We start from the raw sequence: 16158 nt of genomic DNA, 5'->3' as shown, positions 1-16158 counted from the left end.
TGATAATAGCTGTTGAATTTCCTTCCATCCCTGCAGCATTAATCCTAGAATGTCCGGTTTCGGTGGTCTTGGCCACCTGTGGCTCTGTTCTGAAACGGAGCTCATTCGATTAACCCAAACTCGAGCCTATCGCTTATGAAAAAAGCAACGTTGCTTTCCTGTTTGTTATTTGCCGGTCTTGGAAGCCAGTTGTCGGTAGCGGCAATTTCCCAGACAAAGGGAGACTTTGAAGACAAGTTTCGCCAGCTGGATGAAGTACTGCCCACACCCAATATCTACCGTAATGCTGCAGGTGAGCCCGGGCAGCAGTACTGGCAGCAAGAAGTCGACTACAAAATCAAGGTCAAGCTGCTTGAAGACAAGCGTCGCATCGAAGCCAGCCAGAAGGTGTACTACAAGAACAATTCACCTTACACCCTGAAATACTTGTGGGTTCAGCTGGATCAAAACAAATTTAAAAACGACTCCATGGCTGAAATGACCACGGCGTTTGCAGGTATTGGTCGCCGTGGTCCTGCAACCAAAGCCGCCGCCAGTGGTGCCCCTGCCAAGTTGAGTTTGGCCGAGCTGCGTCGTCATCAGTTTATGGACGATCATGAACTGGGCTACGACATCACTTCTCTGAAAGCGTCCGGCCGTGATTTGAAATACACGATCGTGGGCACCAATATGCGCATCGATTTGCCCAAAGCCTTGAAGCCTGGGCAGAGTTTCCAGTTTGATTTGGGTTTTGCGTTCAATATCGTTGAAGAGAATGCCGTTTGGGCGCGTTCTGGTTATGAGCATTTCCCGGATGATGCCCGCGAAGGTGGCAATGACATCTTCCTGTTGGCGCAATGGTTCCCTCGCATGGTGGCGTACACCGATTACGAAGCCTGGACTAACAAGGAATTTCTGGGCCGTGGTGAGTTCACCCTGGAGTTTGGCGATTACGATGTTGAACTGACGGTTCCTGCTGACCACATTGTGTCGTCTACCGGTACTTTGCAGAATCCGGGTCAGGTACTGACCGCTACACAGCGTCAGCGTCTGAAAACTGCCGAAACCGCCAAGCGTCCTGTCTTCATCGTGACTGAAGAAGAAGCGTTGGAAAACGAAAAAGCCGGCACCAACAAGACCAAAACCTGGAAGTTCAAAGCCGATAATGTACGCGACTTTGCTTGGGCATCTTCCCGTAAGTTTATGTGGGACGCTAAAGGTTACCAGCAAGGCGGTAAGGTTCAGCCTTTGGTCATGGCCATGTCCTTCTACCCTAAAGAAGGTGGTGATCTCTGGAAGAAGTATTCCACTGAATCTGTCGTGCATACAATGGATGTGTACTCGCGTTTCTCATTTGATTACCCATACCCGGTTGCTCAGTCGGTTAATGGCCCAGTAGGTGGTATGGAATATCCGATGATCACCTTTAACGGCCCGCGCACAGAGTTGCGTGATGATGGCAGCCGTACCTATTCACAAGCGGAAAAGCGCTTTTTGATTGGTGTGGTTATCCATGAGATTGGCCATATTTATTTCCCGATGATCGTGAACAGCGACGAGCGTCAGTGGACCTGGATGGACGAAGGTTTGAACAGTTTCCTGGACGGTGTTGCCGGTCGTGAATGGGACCCGAATATCCCCTGGGGTGTTGAGCCACGCGATATCGTCAGCTATATGAAGTCTTCGACTCAGGTACCGATCATGACTCAGTCGGATTCGGTATTGAAGTTGGGCCCCAATGCCTACACCAAGCCGGCCGCTGCGTTGAATATTTTGCGTGAGGTGATTCTGGGTCGTGAGCTGTTCGACTTTGCCTTTAAGGAATATTCCCAGCGTTGGATGTTTAAGCGTCCGACGCCCGCGGATTTCTTCCGTACCATGGAAGAGGCTTCAGGCGTTGATCTGGATTGGTTCTGGCGCGGTTGGTTCTATTCTACTGACCATGTCGACATTTCTCTGGATCGCGTATACAAGCTGCGTCTGGACACCCGCGATCCAGATATTGATTTTGCTCGCTTGCGTAAAGAAGAGCAGGACAAGCCTACCTCGTTCTTCAATGAGCGTAACAAGGCGGAAGGTCGCAAACTGTGGGTTGATATCAACAGCGACGTAAGCGACTTCTACGACGAAAACGATCGCTTTACCGTAACCAATAAAGAGCGCAATAAGTACAAGAAATTTGTTGATGGCTTGAAAGATTGGGAGCGAAAAGCTCTGGAGCGCGCGGTTAAAGAAGATAAGAACTATTATGTTCTGGACTTCTCTAACAAAGGTGGATTGGTTATGCCCATTCTGCTGCAATTGCACTTCACGGACGGCACCGTCGAAGATCAATACATTCCTGCTGAAATTTGGCGCCGCACGCCAAAAGCGGTTAAAAAGCTGATTGTGACTGAGAAAGATAAAGTGCTTGAGCGTGTTGTGGTTGACCCACATTGGGAAACCGCAGATGTGGACAATGAAAACAACCACTATCCGCGTCGTATCATCCCGTCTCGCGTAGAAGCCTTCAAAACCAAGAAACGTTCCGGTAAGGTGTATCGCGATATCATGAATGATATCAAAACCGAACTGAAAACAGACGATGACAAGAAAGACGCTAAGAAGGACGGCGAGAAAAAAGACGCTGAGTAAACTCAGATAAATTGATTGCCAAACTTCCGGCCCCTGTTTCAGTTTGCTGTACAGGGGCCTGTTTGTTTTTAGAGTGAGCAAGATTTATGAAACGCCTAATCAATCCAACTCAAATACTGAAATCAATCGTGGCTGTCTGTCTGGTGGTATTGAGTTTGGGGGCCCTCGCGCACCAGCAAAAGGCCGGCATCACCAATATTCTGATTAACCAACGCAGTGGCAAACTGGAAGTGGCTCACCGTTTTTATCTTCATGATGCTGAACACGCCATCAAGCATTTGTTTGGCAAATCTGCGGATATTTATCGTGATAAGAACACCCAGCAACGTTTTGCGGATTATTTGAGCGCTGAGTTTGCCATGCGAGTGGGTGATGGGAGTCCAATTGAACTTGAGACCTTGGGGTATGAACTGGATGGGAAGTTTATCTGGGTTTACCAGGAAACGGATATTCCCCAGCCACTGCCTCAAGCGCTTTGGATTAAGCAAAGCGCTTTGCGAGCCTTGTGGAGCAAGCAGATCAATACTGTCAATATCGAAGCCCGAAATGCCAAGGGCGCCCGTTTGGGTGATGGCAAGGCTCTGAGCCTGAGTTTCAGTGCTGGAGACGATTGGCAATCCATTGAGTTGCCGAGTCACTGGTAGCCTTCTCAAATCATGATTTAAGCGGCCAGAGCTTGCCGCTTACCGTTCGCCGCTTGCCTTCGCAGGCGGCATCTGTCGCTTTTATCGCTTTTCCACACTTCTAAGATACTGTTTTGCAAGGCTTTCTCAGCCTGGCACAGGGTTTGCTCAATAGGGGACCTAAGAGGGTCTCCAGATCTTCGCTCACTTTTTGAATGATCAAACAAACAGGCTGAACACATGAGCAATGCCCAACGAACCCGTGCGATGGAAAATGAAACCCCTGTCTCCGATCGTGCCGAACCTATGGCGCTGAAAGGTTTGGCGTATTTAATGAGCCGAGTATTTGCCGGAGAAGATATGAGTCTGGAGGCTCAGGAATTGTTACAGAGAGCAGAGCAGGGCGAGGCAAATGCTTTACTGGACCTGTCGATTTTATTGCAATTGCGTGGGGATGAAGCGACGGCAATGGCCGTGCAGGCTGAGGCATTGATGCAGCAGCAACATTATCAATTGATTCCCCGTGTTCACAGCAGTCCTTTGAAGGTGCTGGCTTTGGTCGCACCGGGAAATTTGATGAGCAATACACCGTTGGAATTTCTGGCCGAGGGTGCGGGCTTTCAGTTGGATTTGCTGTATGTGAGTCCGGAACTGCCACGCCCCATTCAATTACCGGAACACGATGTGGCTATTGTGGCTTTAAGTGAGCTGGAGCGGAATCGAGACACATTGCAGCTTATTCAGAGTATGGTTGGGGATTGGCCCCGCCCGATTCTCAATCTGCCCAATGCGTTGATGAACCTTGGGCGTGATCAGATTTCACAGCGCCTACAGGGTTTGCCGGGCTTGGATGTACCGATTAATGCCATCGTGAGTCGTGATCAGTTGTCGTATTTGTGCGTTCATCCATCGGAATTGCCACAATTGCTGAGTGATGCAGAGTTTCCGCTGATTGTTCGCCCTTTGGATTCCCATGCGGGGAATGATTTGGCGTGTGTGAACAATCCAGAGGCGCTGGTTCAGTATTTGGAAACAACCACCGGTGATCTATTTTATCTGGCGCGCTTTGTGGATTATCGCAGTGAGGATGGACAGTTTCGAAAGTACCGGATTATGTTGATTGATGGTGAAGCGCATTTGGCGCATATGGCCATTTCGGATCACTGGATGGTGCATTATTTGAACGCGGGTATGCTGGATGATGAAACCAAGCGTCAGGAGGAAGCCAAAACCATGGCCGCCTTTAATCTCGATTTTGCGAAAAGGCATCACGATGCTCTGCAGCAGATCCATCGAGTGTCGGGCCTTGATTATCTTGGGATTGATTGCGGTGAAACCCTGGACGGTGATTTGCTGGTCTTTGAAGTGGGGGCGTCGATGAACGTTCACGCCATGGATCCAGTGGATATTTTTCCTTATAAGCAGCCTCAGATGCAGCGTCTGTTTACCGCCTTTGAATCGATGTTATTGCGAGAGCATTTGAACTTTCGTATCGATCGCCGCCGAGCCTCAGCGCCATTTGGTGAGCCGCCGCATGGGGAGCCAGGCCAGGCACTGGCTCAGTAGCATCAGGATTTTGTCATGCGCTTTTGGATGAGGCAGGTGACATAGTAAAACACAAAGCCCAGCAGGATCAGTATTGCGCTGAAATAGACTTGTTGGGTTTTGTGTAACGCTATATAGCTTAAGCTCCAGAGCATCAAGGCCAGATAAATGATGGCGGGCAGAGGAAACCATGGCATGCGAAACGGGCGCTCTAATTCGGGTTCACGTCGACGCAGGATTAACAGGCCAAACACCGTTAACACACTGTTCAAGCTCAGAGTGAAACCGGCAAAAATCAGAATGCTTTCAAAGCTGGCGCTGACAATAAATAAAGCCGTAACCACCGCCTGCACAATAATCGCAGTACTGGGAATGTCTTGTGGATTGGTTTTGCCAAGGCGGTGGAACAGTGGGTAGTCTTGCCCAATAACCTGTAGCACTCGCGGTCCGGCCAGCAGCATCGCGCTTACCGTAGAAATGAGCAGAAGCGCGAGAATAAACGCCATAATGCTGGCGCCATTCTCTCCGTAGGCAGCTTTGGCTGCAATGTAGCCAATCTCCACTTTCCCCGCCAACTCCGACATGGGCGCAAGTAGCAGGAAACTGCTGTTCAACAAGATATACAGCAGTACCACCGTGCCGGTTCCCAACAGCAGCGACAACGGGATATTGCGCTGGGGGTGCTCAATTTCACTGCTGAGGTAAGTGACGGCATTCCAGCCCGTGTAAGCGTAGTTCACATAGATGAGTGACACTGCAAATGCGGCCGTGCCCATCAATTGAACATCATTGGTTTGAGGTGCAAAACTGATGTGTTCCAAACTGGGGGCCAGGTATAGGGCGCTGGCACAGAATCCGATAATCAATCCAACTTTGAGTAGGGTGAACAGTGTTTGAAAACGACTGGAGCTGCTGCGTCGCAAGCTGTGCACAACCGTAATAATGGCAAGCAATGCCAATGCGAGCATTTGCGGATTCAGGGTCGGCCAAATCGCTGCCAGATAATTCCCAAAGGTAAGAGCCACCAGAGCCGAGGGCGCCGCAAAGCCGACAGTTGCCGATATCCAACCGGAAACAAAACCGGCAGAAGGGTGGAAGATTCGACTAATAAAATGATATTCCCCGCCCGAGCGTGGCAGGCTGGCAGCCAGTTCGGCGTAGCATAATGCGCCACAGAGTGCGATCACGCCGCCAATTAACCACAATAATAAAATGGCAAACGGTGATTGAATTTCAAGAAGCTGAAAACCCAAGCTGGTAAAGACACCGGTGCCCACCATATTGGCGATAATGACTGCGGTGGCGGTAGGCGTTCGAAACAATTGATTCATGGTTTTATTATTTCTTTTTTGGGCACTGTAACACGCTCGAATTGCGTTTGCAGGAGTTTCTTGCGCGTTGGGCTGAGGGTTTTCTGCGATGAAGTTAAAAGATTGTTCTGAGTTATACCGGCGCTTTTTCGTTGTAAATTAAGTAGCAGAATAAATCAACGCAGGATCTACCCATGCATAAATCATTTCGCCATGCGTGTTTGGCTATCTCCATAATGGGCTTGGTGGCCTGTGACGGGGACAGGCCCAGCCAAGCGCTTGCCATTAATAAAAACCCTTTCCCATCCACTTACGCGCCGGCGGTATCTCCTGATCGTATGATTCGCAATGCGACTGTGTTGCTCGGGAATGGTGAACGCCTTGATAAAGCTGACGTGCTGATCATGGATGGGAAAGTTAATGCGGTGGGGAAAGGTTTGGTGCTGCCCGCCAATGTGGAAGAATTGGATGCCACCGGCAAATGGGTGACCCCAGGTATTATCGATGTGCATTCCCACCTTGGCGTGTATCCGACACCCTCGGTGGAATCCCATCAGGACGGCAATGAGATTACCGCGCCGGTAACAGCTGAAGTATGGGCGGAGCACGGGCTCTGGCCACAGGATCCGGGCTTTAATCGTGCCCGAGCCGGTGGTATTACCACCATGCAATTGTTGCCGGGTTCAGCCAACCTGATTGGTGGACGCGGTGTAACATTGCGCAACGTTCCTGCGACAACCATGCAGGAAATGAAATTTCCCGATGCCCCCTACGGTTTAAAAATGGCCTGTGGTGAAAACCCCAAGCGAGTGTACGGAAAGAAAGGCGTGAGTCCCTACACTCGTATGGGTAACGTGGCCGGTTATCGCGCAGCCTGGGCGAGTGCCTGGGAGTATAAAAATGCTTGGGACGATTACAATGCGGGCCGTGTTAAACAGGCTCCAGAACGCGACCTTCAAAAAGACACGTTGATGGGCGTGTTGAATGGTGACATTCTTATCCACAATCATTGCTACAAGGCCGAAGAAATGGCGATGATGATGGATGTCGCAAAAGAGTTTAATTATCACGCCGGCACCTTTCATCATGCAGTGGAAGCCTACAAGATTGCCGACCTGTTGGCGGAGAATCAAAACTGTGCAGCGATGTGGCCGGATTGGTGGGGGTTCAAGATGGAAGCCTTCGATATGGTTCAGGAAAATGTGGCTATGGTCGATGCCGGCCGCAGCGGCGATAAGCTGGGTTGTGCGATTGTGCATTCCGATTCGGCCAGTACCATTCAGCGCTTGAATCAAGAAGCCGGTAAAATTCTCTTCCGTGCAAAAGAAGCGGGTTACGATCTGGATGAAGCCGATGCAATTCGTTGGATTACCTTAAATGCGGCGCGTTCATTGGGACTTGCCGATAAAACCGGCAGTCTGGAGATGGGTAAAAATGCTGATGTCGTGATTTGGAATCAAAGTCCCTTCAGTGTTTATGCAAAGGCCGAACAGGTTTTTATTGATGGCGCCAAAGTGTATGACCGGGAAGATCCTGTGTATCAAGCTCAGAGCGACTTTTTATTGGGGCAGCCAGCGGGGGATCAACAATGAAATCAGTGAATAATTGTCTTCGCAAGATCGCAGCCGCTGGTGCTTTGTTTGCCTCAGTTTCAGTGTTGGCGGACAGTGTTGCCATTAATAATGTGAAGTTTTACGGTGAGGGTGTCGAACCCCAAACCTCGGTCAGCGTTTTAATCCAGGACGGCGTACTGAGTGAAATTTCCGATACGGTCTTGAGTGCTGATCGCGTCATCGATGGGCAGGGTAAGGTGCTGACCCCGGGGTTTATTGCGGTCAATAATCAACTGGGTCTGACTGAAGTCAGTGCGGTTAAAAAGACTTCAGATTTTCATGAGGATAAGGCCGACTTTTCCTTTGACCCAAGTCTGGCATTTAACTTTCAGTCTTCTTTGATTCCCTTCGCTCGCAAAGGTGGCATCAGTCAAGCCGTCGTTACCGGATCTTCAAAAGGTGCTTTCAAAGGGCGCGCTTTCACTGTCGATCTCAGTTCAGATGCCGATAGTCGCCTTAAAACAGATGTGGCTCTGTATTTTACTCTGGGCGGCAAGAGTAAAGGCTCTCGTGCGAAAGATCTTCAAGATCTGCGCAGCAAATTGGAAAAGGCCAAGAAGCCCACGGAGAAAGAAGGTAAATCCAAGCCGGTAAAAGACGACATCAAAGTGTTGAAACGTTTACTCGCTGGTGAGTTTCCTTTGCTTGCACGCGCTGATCGTCCGGCCGATATTCTCCAGCTGTTGAAACTGAAAAAAGACTTCGGCTTTTCCATGGTGCTTGCCGGTGCGGCGGGTGCATTGGATGTAGCGGATCGGCTGAAAGAAGCGAAAGTGGCCGTAATTGTTGAGCCTATGCGCAACCTGCCGGAAGGCTTTGATTCTTTGCATCAGCGCTTGGATACCGCGGCCAAACTGCACAGAGCGGGTTTGGAAGTGATTCTGGCGGAACGCGACACTCACAATATTCAACAACTACGCTTCCATGTCGGTAATGCCGTGGCTCACGGTCTGCCTCACGATGTTGCGGTGCGTGCGGTCACGCAAGCCCCGGCAAGGGCATTCGACTTGGGCCAAGGCTATTTGGCCGCCGGCAGCAAGGATATGGTGTTGTGGTCTGGTGATCCGTTTGAGCTGAGCACTCATGTGGTCCGTTTGTGGATCAATGGCGAAGAGCGCAGTACCCGCTCCCGTCAGGACCTACTGCGAGAACGTTATCAGCAAAAAGGTGATCGAGCGGCGGCGTACACTAAGCCAAGCTTGTAGTCACCGTCTACGATGTTGGGACGGTTATGAGGGTGCCGGGTGAAGCAATGGATAGTGAGCGGATTTATTACCGAGGCAGCTGTCTGTGCAAGGCGGTTTGCTTTGAGCTATTGGCGGAGCCGGTTACCGCATCGCACTGCTATTGTTCTATGTGTCAAAAACAACACGGCGCTGCATTTGCCAGTTATGCGCGGGTGCGGCAAGAAGAATTTCGCTACACCCGCGGACAAAACGCCGTAAAGCGTTTTGCCTCTTCTGGGGCTGTGGAGCGTTGCTTCTGCTCTGAGTGTGGTTCGAATCTAACCTGGGGATATACCGAAGGCGAATGGTCGGAGTGGCTTGCGGTTGCTCTGGGTTGCTTTGATACGCCCTATACAGCAGCGATTACTCGGGAAATTCATCTCGACGATATGGCTCCCTGGTGGGAGCAATTGGCTAAGGCCCGACAGACCTAACGGAATCTATTCAAAATCGTCCAGCGGCATGTGCTTGCTGACACCCTCGGCAATATTGCCGCCGCCATCGCGCTCTGCGACGACTTGTTTAAAGCCGACTTCCTGAGCCCGTTCCCGGAACCACAGACCTTCGGGGGAGTGGCGGGCAACGCCATCAAAGATGGTGGCGAACATTTGGGTTTGCTTTAAACCCATGCTTTCATAGGCTTGATTGACGGTCATTTTGCACATCATTAATTGATTGCGCGGTACGCCTTTGATGCGATTGGCCAATGTCATGACTTCATCGTCGAGCTGCTCCAGTGGCACGGATTTTAAAATCAAACCCATCTCTTCCGCTTCTTTTCCGCTGACCAAATCACCGGTGAACAGCATGCGTTTGGCTTTTTCCACACCCAGGCGATAGACCCACATCATGGTGGTTGGCACGCCCCAGACTCGCGCGGGTGGGTAACCGATGCGGGCATCGTCCGCCATGATAATCATATCGCAACACAAAGCGATATCGCTGCCACCGGCCGCAGCAGCACCATGAATTTTGCAGATAGTGGGTTTGCGTGCTCGCCAGAGTGACATGAAGTCTTCAGTATTGCGCGACATCATGGCGTAGTCTTCGGTCGGATCCCAGGGCATCTCCTGGCTGCCATGAATCTCGCCGGAATCTTCCTGGGCATATTGAACCAGATCGTAACCACCGCAAAAGCCTTTGCCGGCGCCCTGCAAAATAATCACATGCACCTCGGGGTCTCGTTCGGCTTTTTCGACGGCTTTGCGTAGATCGGAAGGCAGGCGGTCATTGATCGCGTTCAAGCGCTCGGGGCGATTCAACGTCAAGGTCGCGATGCGATCCTTCACTTGGTATTCAACGGTTGATGAAGTCATAAGGGTTCTCTCTATTTAATAAGTAATCAGCGGCAGACGCCGTTTTTGATCAGTGACTGTATTTCGTCTTCGCTCAAGCCGGCGGCCTTTAAAATGTCGTGACTGTGTTGGCCCAGGCTTGGTGCTTCTTGATAAGGCACTTCAGTTTGCAGAGAAAAGTTGGCCGCCATGGCTACCCGAGAATATTTTCCGGCAATGCTGTGTTCGGCGTAATCAATCATATTGCTGGCTTGTATCTGTTTGTCATCCGGCAGCTGGGTAATGGTGTTGATGGGGGCGGCGGGCACATCCGCACGCCAGAGGCGCTTTAGAACTTCTGTGCTGTTTTGGCTCAAGAACAGGGGTTTCAGCGTATCGACCAATTCATCCCAGTGCGCGAATCGGTCTTGCATGCTGCTAAAACGGGGGTCGTCCAATAAATGCTGGACCTGAAATTCTTCAACAAATCCGACGAATTCCTTGTCGGCCAAAATCACCAGCACAATCTCGCCATCCTGGGTTTGCCAGGGGATATAGACGCGTTTGAAGTCCGGGTAGTTGAGTTCGCGCCCTGGGGCGGCGATGGGCCAAAAGGCATCGCAGGCCAAAAAACCGATTGCCGCCTCCAGCATGGACAGTTCTACAAGCTGTCCCTGTCCACAGCGTTCGGCTTGGAATAGAGCCGCAGTGACTGCTTGGCAAGCGGTGATACCGGTCGTTTTATCGCAAATGGTTTGCCCCAGCAGCTGACTTGGGTTCTGTAGTGAAGCCATTCCCGAAAGCGCCTGAATGATTGGATCGTAAGCACGCTGCTCGGCCATCGGGCCGCTGTCACCGAATCCGGTAATTGCCGCATAGACAAGTTTGGGGTTGCCCTGCTTTAGGGTGTTGTAGTCCAGATTGTGTCTGGCCATAACGCCCGGACGACTGTTGCAGATGAAGACATCGGCGTCTTGGCAGAGGCGGGCAATTAATGCCTGAGATTCGGTTTGGGACAGATCCAGTGCCAAAGACTGTTTATTGCGAGCCAAGCTCAAAAAGGTAGCCGACAACCCCGGCGCCAATATCGGGCCGAGATTACGAACCAGATCCCCCTCCAACGGTTCGATCTTGATCACTTCGGCCCCTTGATCGGCCAACATCTGAGTGCAGAGTGGGCCAGCGATGACCGTGGTGCAGTCAATAATCCGGACGCCGCTGAGTGGCCCACGGTTAGCCATCTCGTTGTATTCCTGATCGTTGTGAACAGACATGTGGGCACTTCCATTATGGTTATCTGCGTGAATGCATGCCGCTGTGCGACAGTGCGTGCTGGTCATGGGTGGTGTTGAAACACCCATTCATTGAGGGAAAATATATACGATACACTTTGTACTGTAAATAACCGAGAGACTTGAGTTACAATGACACTTGCAAAAGCCGGGTCCGTTTCGTCGAAGGGAAACCGCGTAAGGCTTTGATTAGACGCTTAAAAGAGTAATGACATGCCGGTAGAAAAAGCAGTACGAGGCCGACCTCGCAGTGAAGAGGTACGGCGAGCGGTATTGGACGCCTTTGTCGCTGCGGCGGCGAAAGAAGGGTATGAGCGAGTGTCGATCGATGCGGTTGCTAAATCCGCTGGGGTAAGCCGCAGTACGATTTATCGTTGGTATAAAGATAAACGTGAGCTGTTGCTTGATGCCAGTGTGGATATTGTGCAGGGCAATGCTTTCGAGCTGGGTGGCGGGGATTTCCAGTCCTTGCTCTCGCGTTTTTTAAGAGAAACCTTCGCGACGGCCAACCAGCTCGGGCAACTGTTTACCGCCATGATGGCAGAGGCACAGGCGGATGAGATTTTTGCACAGGAAGTCTGGCGGAGATACGCGCAACCGCGCCGCGAGTTGTTGCTAAGCATTTTAGAGCGGCATCCTCAAGCTCAGGCTTTACATCCTGAGCGTATAGAATTTCTACTGGATATTCTCTTTGGTGTTATTTGGTATCGCATGATGAGTCATCATGCGCCGCTCAATGAAGATTTTGCTGAGCAGTTATTACTGACGCTGGATCAGTTGTTGAAGAGTTAACATTTTCCCTTTGCCTTTATTTTTCTTTCCAATTTTCCGTTTTCTTTTTACGGAACAGCAACTTAAGTAAGTTTGCGCTGTATTGATGCTCCTGTGAGTTAAATCCTTTTATCGCTGTAAGTGCTCTGTTGAACGTTTGCCCTATCCTTTTTCCAATATATTCCGTCTAAGGTTATGACACAAAAACAATATAGCAGTCCATAGCAAACCTAAAAAGGAAATCAGCATGAATAGCAATAGCAAAAAAATCACCCTCGTAAGCGCCACTGTCATGGCATTGTTCATCGCAAGCAGTGCACAAGCGATTGTTGGCAAGTCCGTCAGTGAAAAGATCGTCAGCTACTCTGATCTCAATCTGCATAAGATGGAAGATCAGAAAGCACTGCAGCATCGTTTGCGCACTGCGGCAGATAAAGTCTGTGAAGTGAGTGAATCGATGAGCAGTCGATCTGTCAGTCGCATTGCGCAAAGCAAGCGTTGTTCAAAAGACGCAGTTGATGCAGCGATGAAGAAAGTGAAGCTGGCGACACGCTAATGCCATGGTGTTGTCGGTGAGCTGGAGCATACGAGTTATGCTCCGGCGATCTTTTATTGTTGAGTCGCAATCATCTCAGCAATGGTTTTGAACGCGTTGATGCGGTTGTTTGTCCAGGGGTGGGCAAAGCTCATCCGTAAAAACTGACGATAATTTTCCTGTGCAGTAAATAGCCGGCCCGGTGTCAAAATGATGCCTCGGTCGATTGCTTTTTTATACAATTCCAATGTGTCGATCGATGACGGCAGCTCTAACCAAGCGGCAAGCCCCCCTTGAGGCTGGCTGCAGCGTGTTTCCTCAGGTAGGTGCTGTTGTATCAAATGACGCATTTCCTGATAGCGTTCTTTGTATTGCGCGCGTTTTCTTCTCAGGTGTTTTTCAAAGCCTCCTTCGGCAATATAAAAACTTAAACCCTGTTGGCTCAACTGAGGAACCGCCAAACTTGTGGCCAGTTTGGCTTTAAGTACTTCACGATGGAATCGGCCGGGGGCTATCCAGCCCAAGCGTAAATCCCGAGACAGATTTTTCGAAAAAGAAGAGCATTGAATTACGATGCCGTCCTGATCGTATGAGTACAGACTTCGAGGTCGCTGCTGTCCAAAATACAACTCTCCGTAGATATCATCTTCAATGAGCGCGAAGTTGTATTCGCGTGCAATGTTCAATAACCCCTTCTTGTTTTCTTCGGTCATGCTGGCACCGGTTGGAGTGGCAAAACACGGCGAGCATATCAAAGCCGAAATATCCCAGTGTTGTGTGGCCAGTCGCAGGGCGTCGAGGCTGAGTCCGTCATCGGCTGAGCAGGGTAATTCCAAAGCTTTTAAGCCCAGCGCTTCAATCAGTTGCAAACTGCCATAAAACCCAGGGGACTCAATGGCGACCACGTCGCCAGGTTGTGTGCAGGCCAACAGGGCCAGCAGCAGGGCATGCTGGCAGCCATGGGACACCACAATATCATCTTCATGGACTTTGGCCCCGCCATGCGCCATGAGCTGTTTGATTTGTTTGCGCAGGGACAGCATACCCAAAGGCTCATCGTAATAGAGATATTGGGCGCTGCTTTGTTGGCGTTGGGCTCGGCCGAGACAGCGCTGAAGCTTGCGGTTGCTGGGTTCACTGTCGTGACCGGGAAACAAATCGAAAGCGGCGCCGCGTTGCATGATGTCCACCAGGATCTGACCTTGATCCAAGGATTCCGCGATAACGCGTGGCGAGCTGATTGGGGGGCTGCTGAGCTCTTGCTTGGGAATACACACATAAAAGCCAGAACGGGTGCGGGCCTGAATCAGTCCATCGGCTTCCAGCCTTTCATAGGCGCTCAGTACGGTGGCTTTTGAGAGTTGCTCATCACTGGCGAGTTGGCGAATCGAGGGCAATTTAACGCCGGGCGCCAGTTGGCCAGATTCGATCTGCCGGCGCAGGCGTTGTTCGAGCTGGTGATACAGGTAGTTGCTCATGGCGGTACAGATTCCCAAAAAATGGTCGGTACAGATGCACTATTTAAATTTCTGTACCTGATTATAAACATTTTTGTGCATCTGTACCTATAGGGGGCTTCGCCCTAGACTGCTTCCCTATAATATGACCGAGATTGCCCTGATGCCTGCAACCACCACTGATACCCCAGAAAAAATCCCGCTGACGTCTATTGATGTGTCTCCGCCGGCTATTGAGCCGCAGTACAAGGAGCTCTATGAAGGGCATCGAGTGTATGTGCGTAAGACTCAAGGTCGCTTTCAGCGTTTGCGTCGTTATATTTCAGCACCGCTGTTATTGGCGTTTTTTCTGTTCCCCTGGCTTCAAATTGATGGGCGACAAGCCGTATTTTTTGATCTGGACGAGCAGAAATTCCACATCTTCTGGTGGGTATTCTGGCCCCAGGATGGCATATTGCTGGCCAGTCTGCTCATTATTGCGGCGTTCGCTCTATTTGCGGTCACGGTATGGGCGGGGCGGGTCTGGTGTGGCTTTGCGTGTCCACAAACCATTTGGACTACCATGTTCATGTGGGTTGAAAATGCAGTGGAGGGGGATCGCAATCGTCGAATTCGCCTGGACGCGGCGCCTTGGTCCCTTAGTAAATTGAAAATTAAGGTGACCAAGCATCTTCTTTGGGGAGCTATAGCTGCGGCGACGGGTATTACCTTTATTGCCTACTTCTACGGCATGTTGCCGTTGTTAGGCGACATTGCTTCCATGAGCATATCGGTGGAAAGCACGTTGTGGATGCTGCTGTTTATTGTGCTCACGTACCTGAATGCGTCGTATATGCGTGAGCAGGTTTGCAAGCATATGTGCCCGTATTCTCGCTTTCAATCTGTCATGTACGATCAAAGCACCTTACTCGTTGCCTACGACGAACAGCGCGGTGAGCCACGAGGCCCGCGCAAGCTGCGCAGCGACTACAAGCAGGAAGGCTTGGGAGCCTGTATTGATTGCGATTGGTGTGTACAGGTCTGCCCGGCCGACATTGATATTCGACATGGCTGGCAGGCCGAGTGTATCAACTGTGGTTTGTGTATTGATGCCTGTGACAATGTTATGGAACGCATGGGTTACCCGAAAGGGCTTATTCGATTTGCCTCGGCCAAGGCATTGGGCGGCTTTTGGCAGCGTATCAGGCAACCCAGAATGTTGGGCTACAGCGTGTGCCTGATACTGATGGCGACACTGTTTGGCAGCAATCTGGGTGGACGCGAGGCCCTGTCTATTGATGTCATTCGTGATCGGGGTGTGCACTTGTACCGTGAGCGAAATGGGTACATTGAAAATGTTTACACTGTGAAGCTCAACAATATGTCCAATGAGCCCATGGAGGTTAGCTTGGGTCTGGATTCCACTGAGCCCTTTCAATTGACGGGGCGCCGTAGCCATTATCTGGAAGCTGGTGAGGTCTTTACGGTGCCGCTGCGGATCAGCATTGCGGCTGAGGGCCTGGAAAAAAGCAACTACCAATTGGCTATCTCTGCGGTTCATAGCGACGATGAGCAAGCCAGGGTGTTGCAGACCGTCGCCTTTATTGCCCCTAAACCCAGCCCAGAAATCACCACACCCTAATTCCTGCCTTTCTAGGTACACCTCTCAGTTACCAAGCTTCAGGGATACTGCCTGAAGCTTGGCTGCCAACTTGACCCTATTAGATTACGTCTTTTATCCCAGAAAACTGAGGTATGACAGTGACTCTTCAGGGGCGCACGTATTTTTCTGATCAGCGACCTTGTTGGGAATCAATCGAGCTTTTTGAGATCAAAAAGCCCAGTTGAACGACTGTTCCAATAGTTCATGGGGTGACGATCTGACAGCCGCATACTCGAAAAATCAACAATCAGGAGTCA

The 16158-nt window shown here is 50.7% G+C and carries 13 protein-coding genes; 9 read left to right on the top strand and 4 right to left on the bottom strand.

Going from position 1 to position 16158, the window contains the following annotated elements; translation table 11 throughout:
- The first annotated feature begins 135 nt into the window (after window positions 1-135).
- The 3 genes from ABWW03_RS08565 (at window position 136) to ABWW03_RS08555 (ending at window position 4802) form a co-directional block, all read left to right on the top strand.
- Window positions 136-2613 (top strand): M1 family metallopeptidase, encoded by a 2478-nt coding sequence (locus tag ABWW03_RS08565; RefSeq protein WP_353407675.1) that lies wholly within the window; start codon window positions 136-138, stop codon window positions 2611-2613.
- An 86-nt stretch (window positions 2614-2699) separates the two neighbouring features.
- Window positions 2700-3257: a DUF6702 family protein gene (locus ABWW03_RS08560; protein ID WP_353407674.1), complete on the top strand. Its 558-nt coding sequence runs from the start codon at window positions 2700-2702 to the stop codon at window positions 3255-3257.
- Window positions 3258-3476: 219 nt separating this feature from the next.
- Complete coding sequence (locus tag ABWW03_RS08555; protein ID WP_353407673.1) at window positions 3477-4802, top strand: ATP-grasp domain-containing protein; 1326 nt, start codon at window positions 3477-3479, stop codon at window positions 4800-4802.
- Window positions 4803-4804: 2 nt separating this feature from the next.
- On the opposite strand, the gene ABWW03_RS08550 is transcribed toward ABWW03_RS08555, so the two are convergent.
- Window positions 4805-6112 carry an APC family permease gene (locus ABWW03_RS08550; RefSeq protein ID WP_353407672.1) on the bottom strand — a complete coding sequence of 436 codons (1308 nt, stop codon included), beginning with the start codon at window positions 6110-6112 and terminating at the stop codon, window positions 4805-4807.
- Window positions 6113-6285: 173 nt separating this feature from the next.
- On the opposite strand from ABWW03_RS08550, the gene ABWW03_RS08545 reads away from it, so the two are divergent.
- The 3 genes from ABWW03_RS08545 to ABWW03_RS08535 are packed head-to-tail and all read left to right on the top strand — an operon-like array spanning window position 6286 to window position 9364.
- Window positions 6286-7683 carry an amidohydrolase gene (locus ABWW03_RS08545; protein ID WP_353407671.1) on the top strand — a complete coding sequence of 466 codons (1398 nt, stop codon included), beginning with the start codon at window positions 6286-6288 and terminating at the stop codon, window positions 7681-7683.
- On the top strand, window positions 7680-8909 hold the full coding sequence (locus ABWW03_RS08540; RefSeq protein WP_353407670.1) for a hypothetical protein: 1230 nt from the start codon (window positions 7680-7682) through the stop codon (window positions 8907-8909). Before ABWW03_RS08545 ends, ABWW03_RS08540 begins: the two co-directional genes overlap by 4 nt.
- 47 nt (window positions 8910-8956) lie before the next feature.
- Window positions 8957-9364, top strand: coding sequence for a GFA family protein (locus ABWW03_RS08535; RefSeq protein WP_353407669.1), 408 nt, complete (start codon window positions 8957-8959; stop codon window positions 9362-9364).
- Window positions 9365-9370: 6 nt separating this feature from the next.
- On the opposite strand, the gene ABWW03_RS08530 is transcribed toward ABWW03_RS08535, so the two are convergent.
- Entirely contained in the window at window positions 9371-10246 is an 876-nt protein-coding gene (locus ABWW03_RS08530) for a crotonase/enoyl-CoA hydratase family protein (protein WP_353407668.1), read from the bottom strand.
- Window positions 10247-10272: 26 nt separating this feature from the next.
- Window positions 10273-11478 (bottom strand): CaiB/BaiF CoA transferase family protein, encoded by a 1206-nt coding sequence (locus ABWW03_RS08525; protein WP_353407667.1) that lies wholly within the window; start codon window positions 11476-11478, stop codon window positions 10273-10275.
- Window positions 11479-11709: 231 nt separating this feature from the next.
- Between ABWW03_RS08525 and ABWW03_RS08520 the strand changes: the two genes are divergently transcribed.
- Window positions 11710-12288 carry a TetR/AcrR family transcriptional regulator gene (locus ABWW03_RS08520; protein ID WP_353407666.1) on the top strand — a complete coding sequence of 193 codons (579 nt, stop codon included), beginning with the start codon at window positions 11710-11712 and terminating at the stop codon, window positions 12286-12288.
- Window positions 12289-12514: 226 nt separating this feature from the next.
- Complete coding sequence (locus tag ABWW03_RS08515) at window positions 12515-12823, top strand: UrcA family protein (protein ID WP_353407665.1); 309 nt, start codon at window positions 12515-12517, stop codon at window positions 12821-12823.
- Window positions 12824-12876: 53 nt separating this feature from the next.
- Here ABWW03_RS08515 and ABWW03_RS08510 read toward each other — a convergent pair whose 3' ends face one another.
- The gene (locus tag ABWW03_RS08510; RefSeq protein ID WP_353407664.1) at window positions 12877-14280 is read right to left on the bottom strand and encodes a PLP-dependent aminotransferase family protein; all 1404 of its coding nucleotides are present in this window, start codon (window positions 14278-14280) and stop codon (window positions 12877-12879) included.
- A 124-nt stretch (window positions 14281-14404) separates the two neighbouring features.
- On the opposite strand from ABWW03_RS08510, the gene ccoG reads away from it, so the two are divergent.
- Complete coding sequence (ccoG, locus tag ABWW03_RS08505; RefSeq protein ID WP_353407663.1) at window positions 14405-15880, top strand: cytochrome c oxidase accessory protein CcoG; 1476 nt, start codon at window positions 14405-14407, stop codon at window positions 15878-15880.
- Window positions 15881-16158: the final 278 nt, after the last annotated feature.

Origin of the sequence: Pseudoteredinibacter isoporae (genome assembly GCF_040372805.1) — a bacterium.
GTDB classification, from domain to species: Bacteria; Pseudomonadota; Gammaproteobacteria; order Pseudomonadales; family Cellvibrionaceae; genus Pseudoteredinibacter; species Pseudoteredinibacter isoporae_A.
This window is presented reverse-complemented; position numbering and strand designations above follow the sequence as displayed.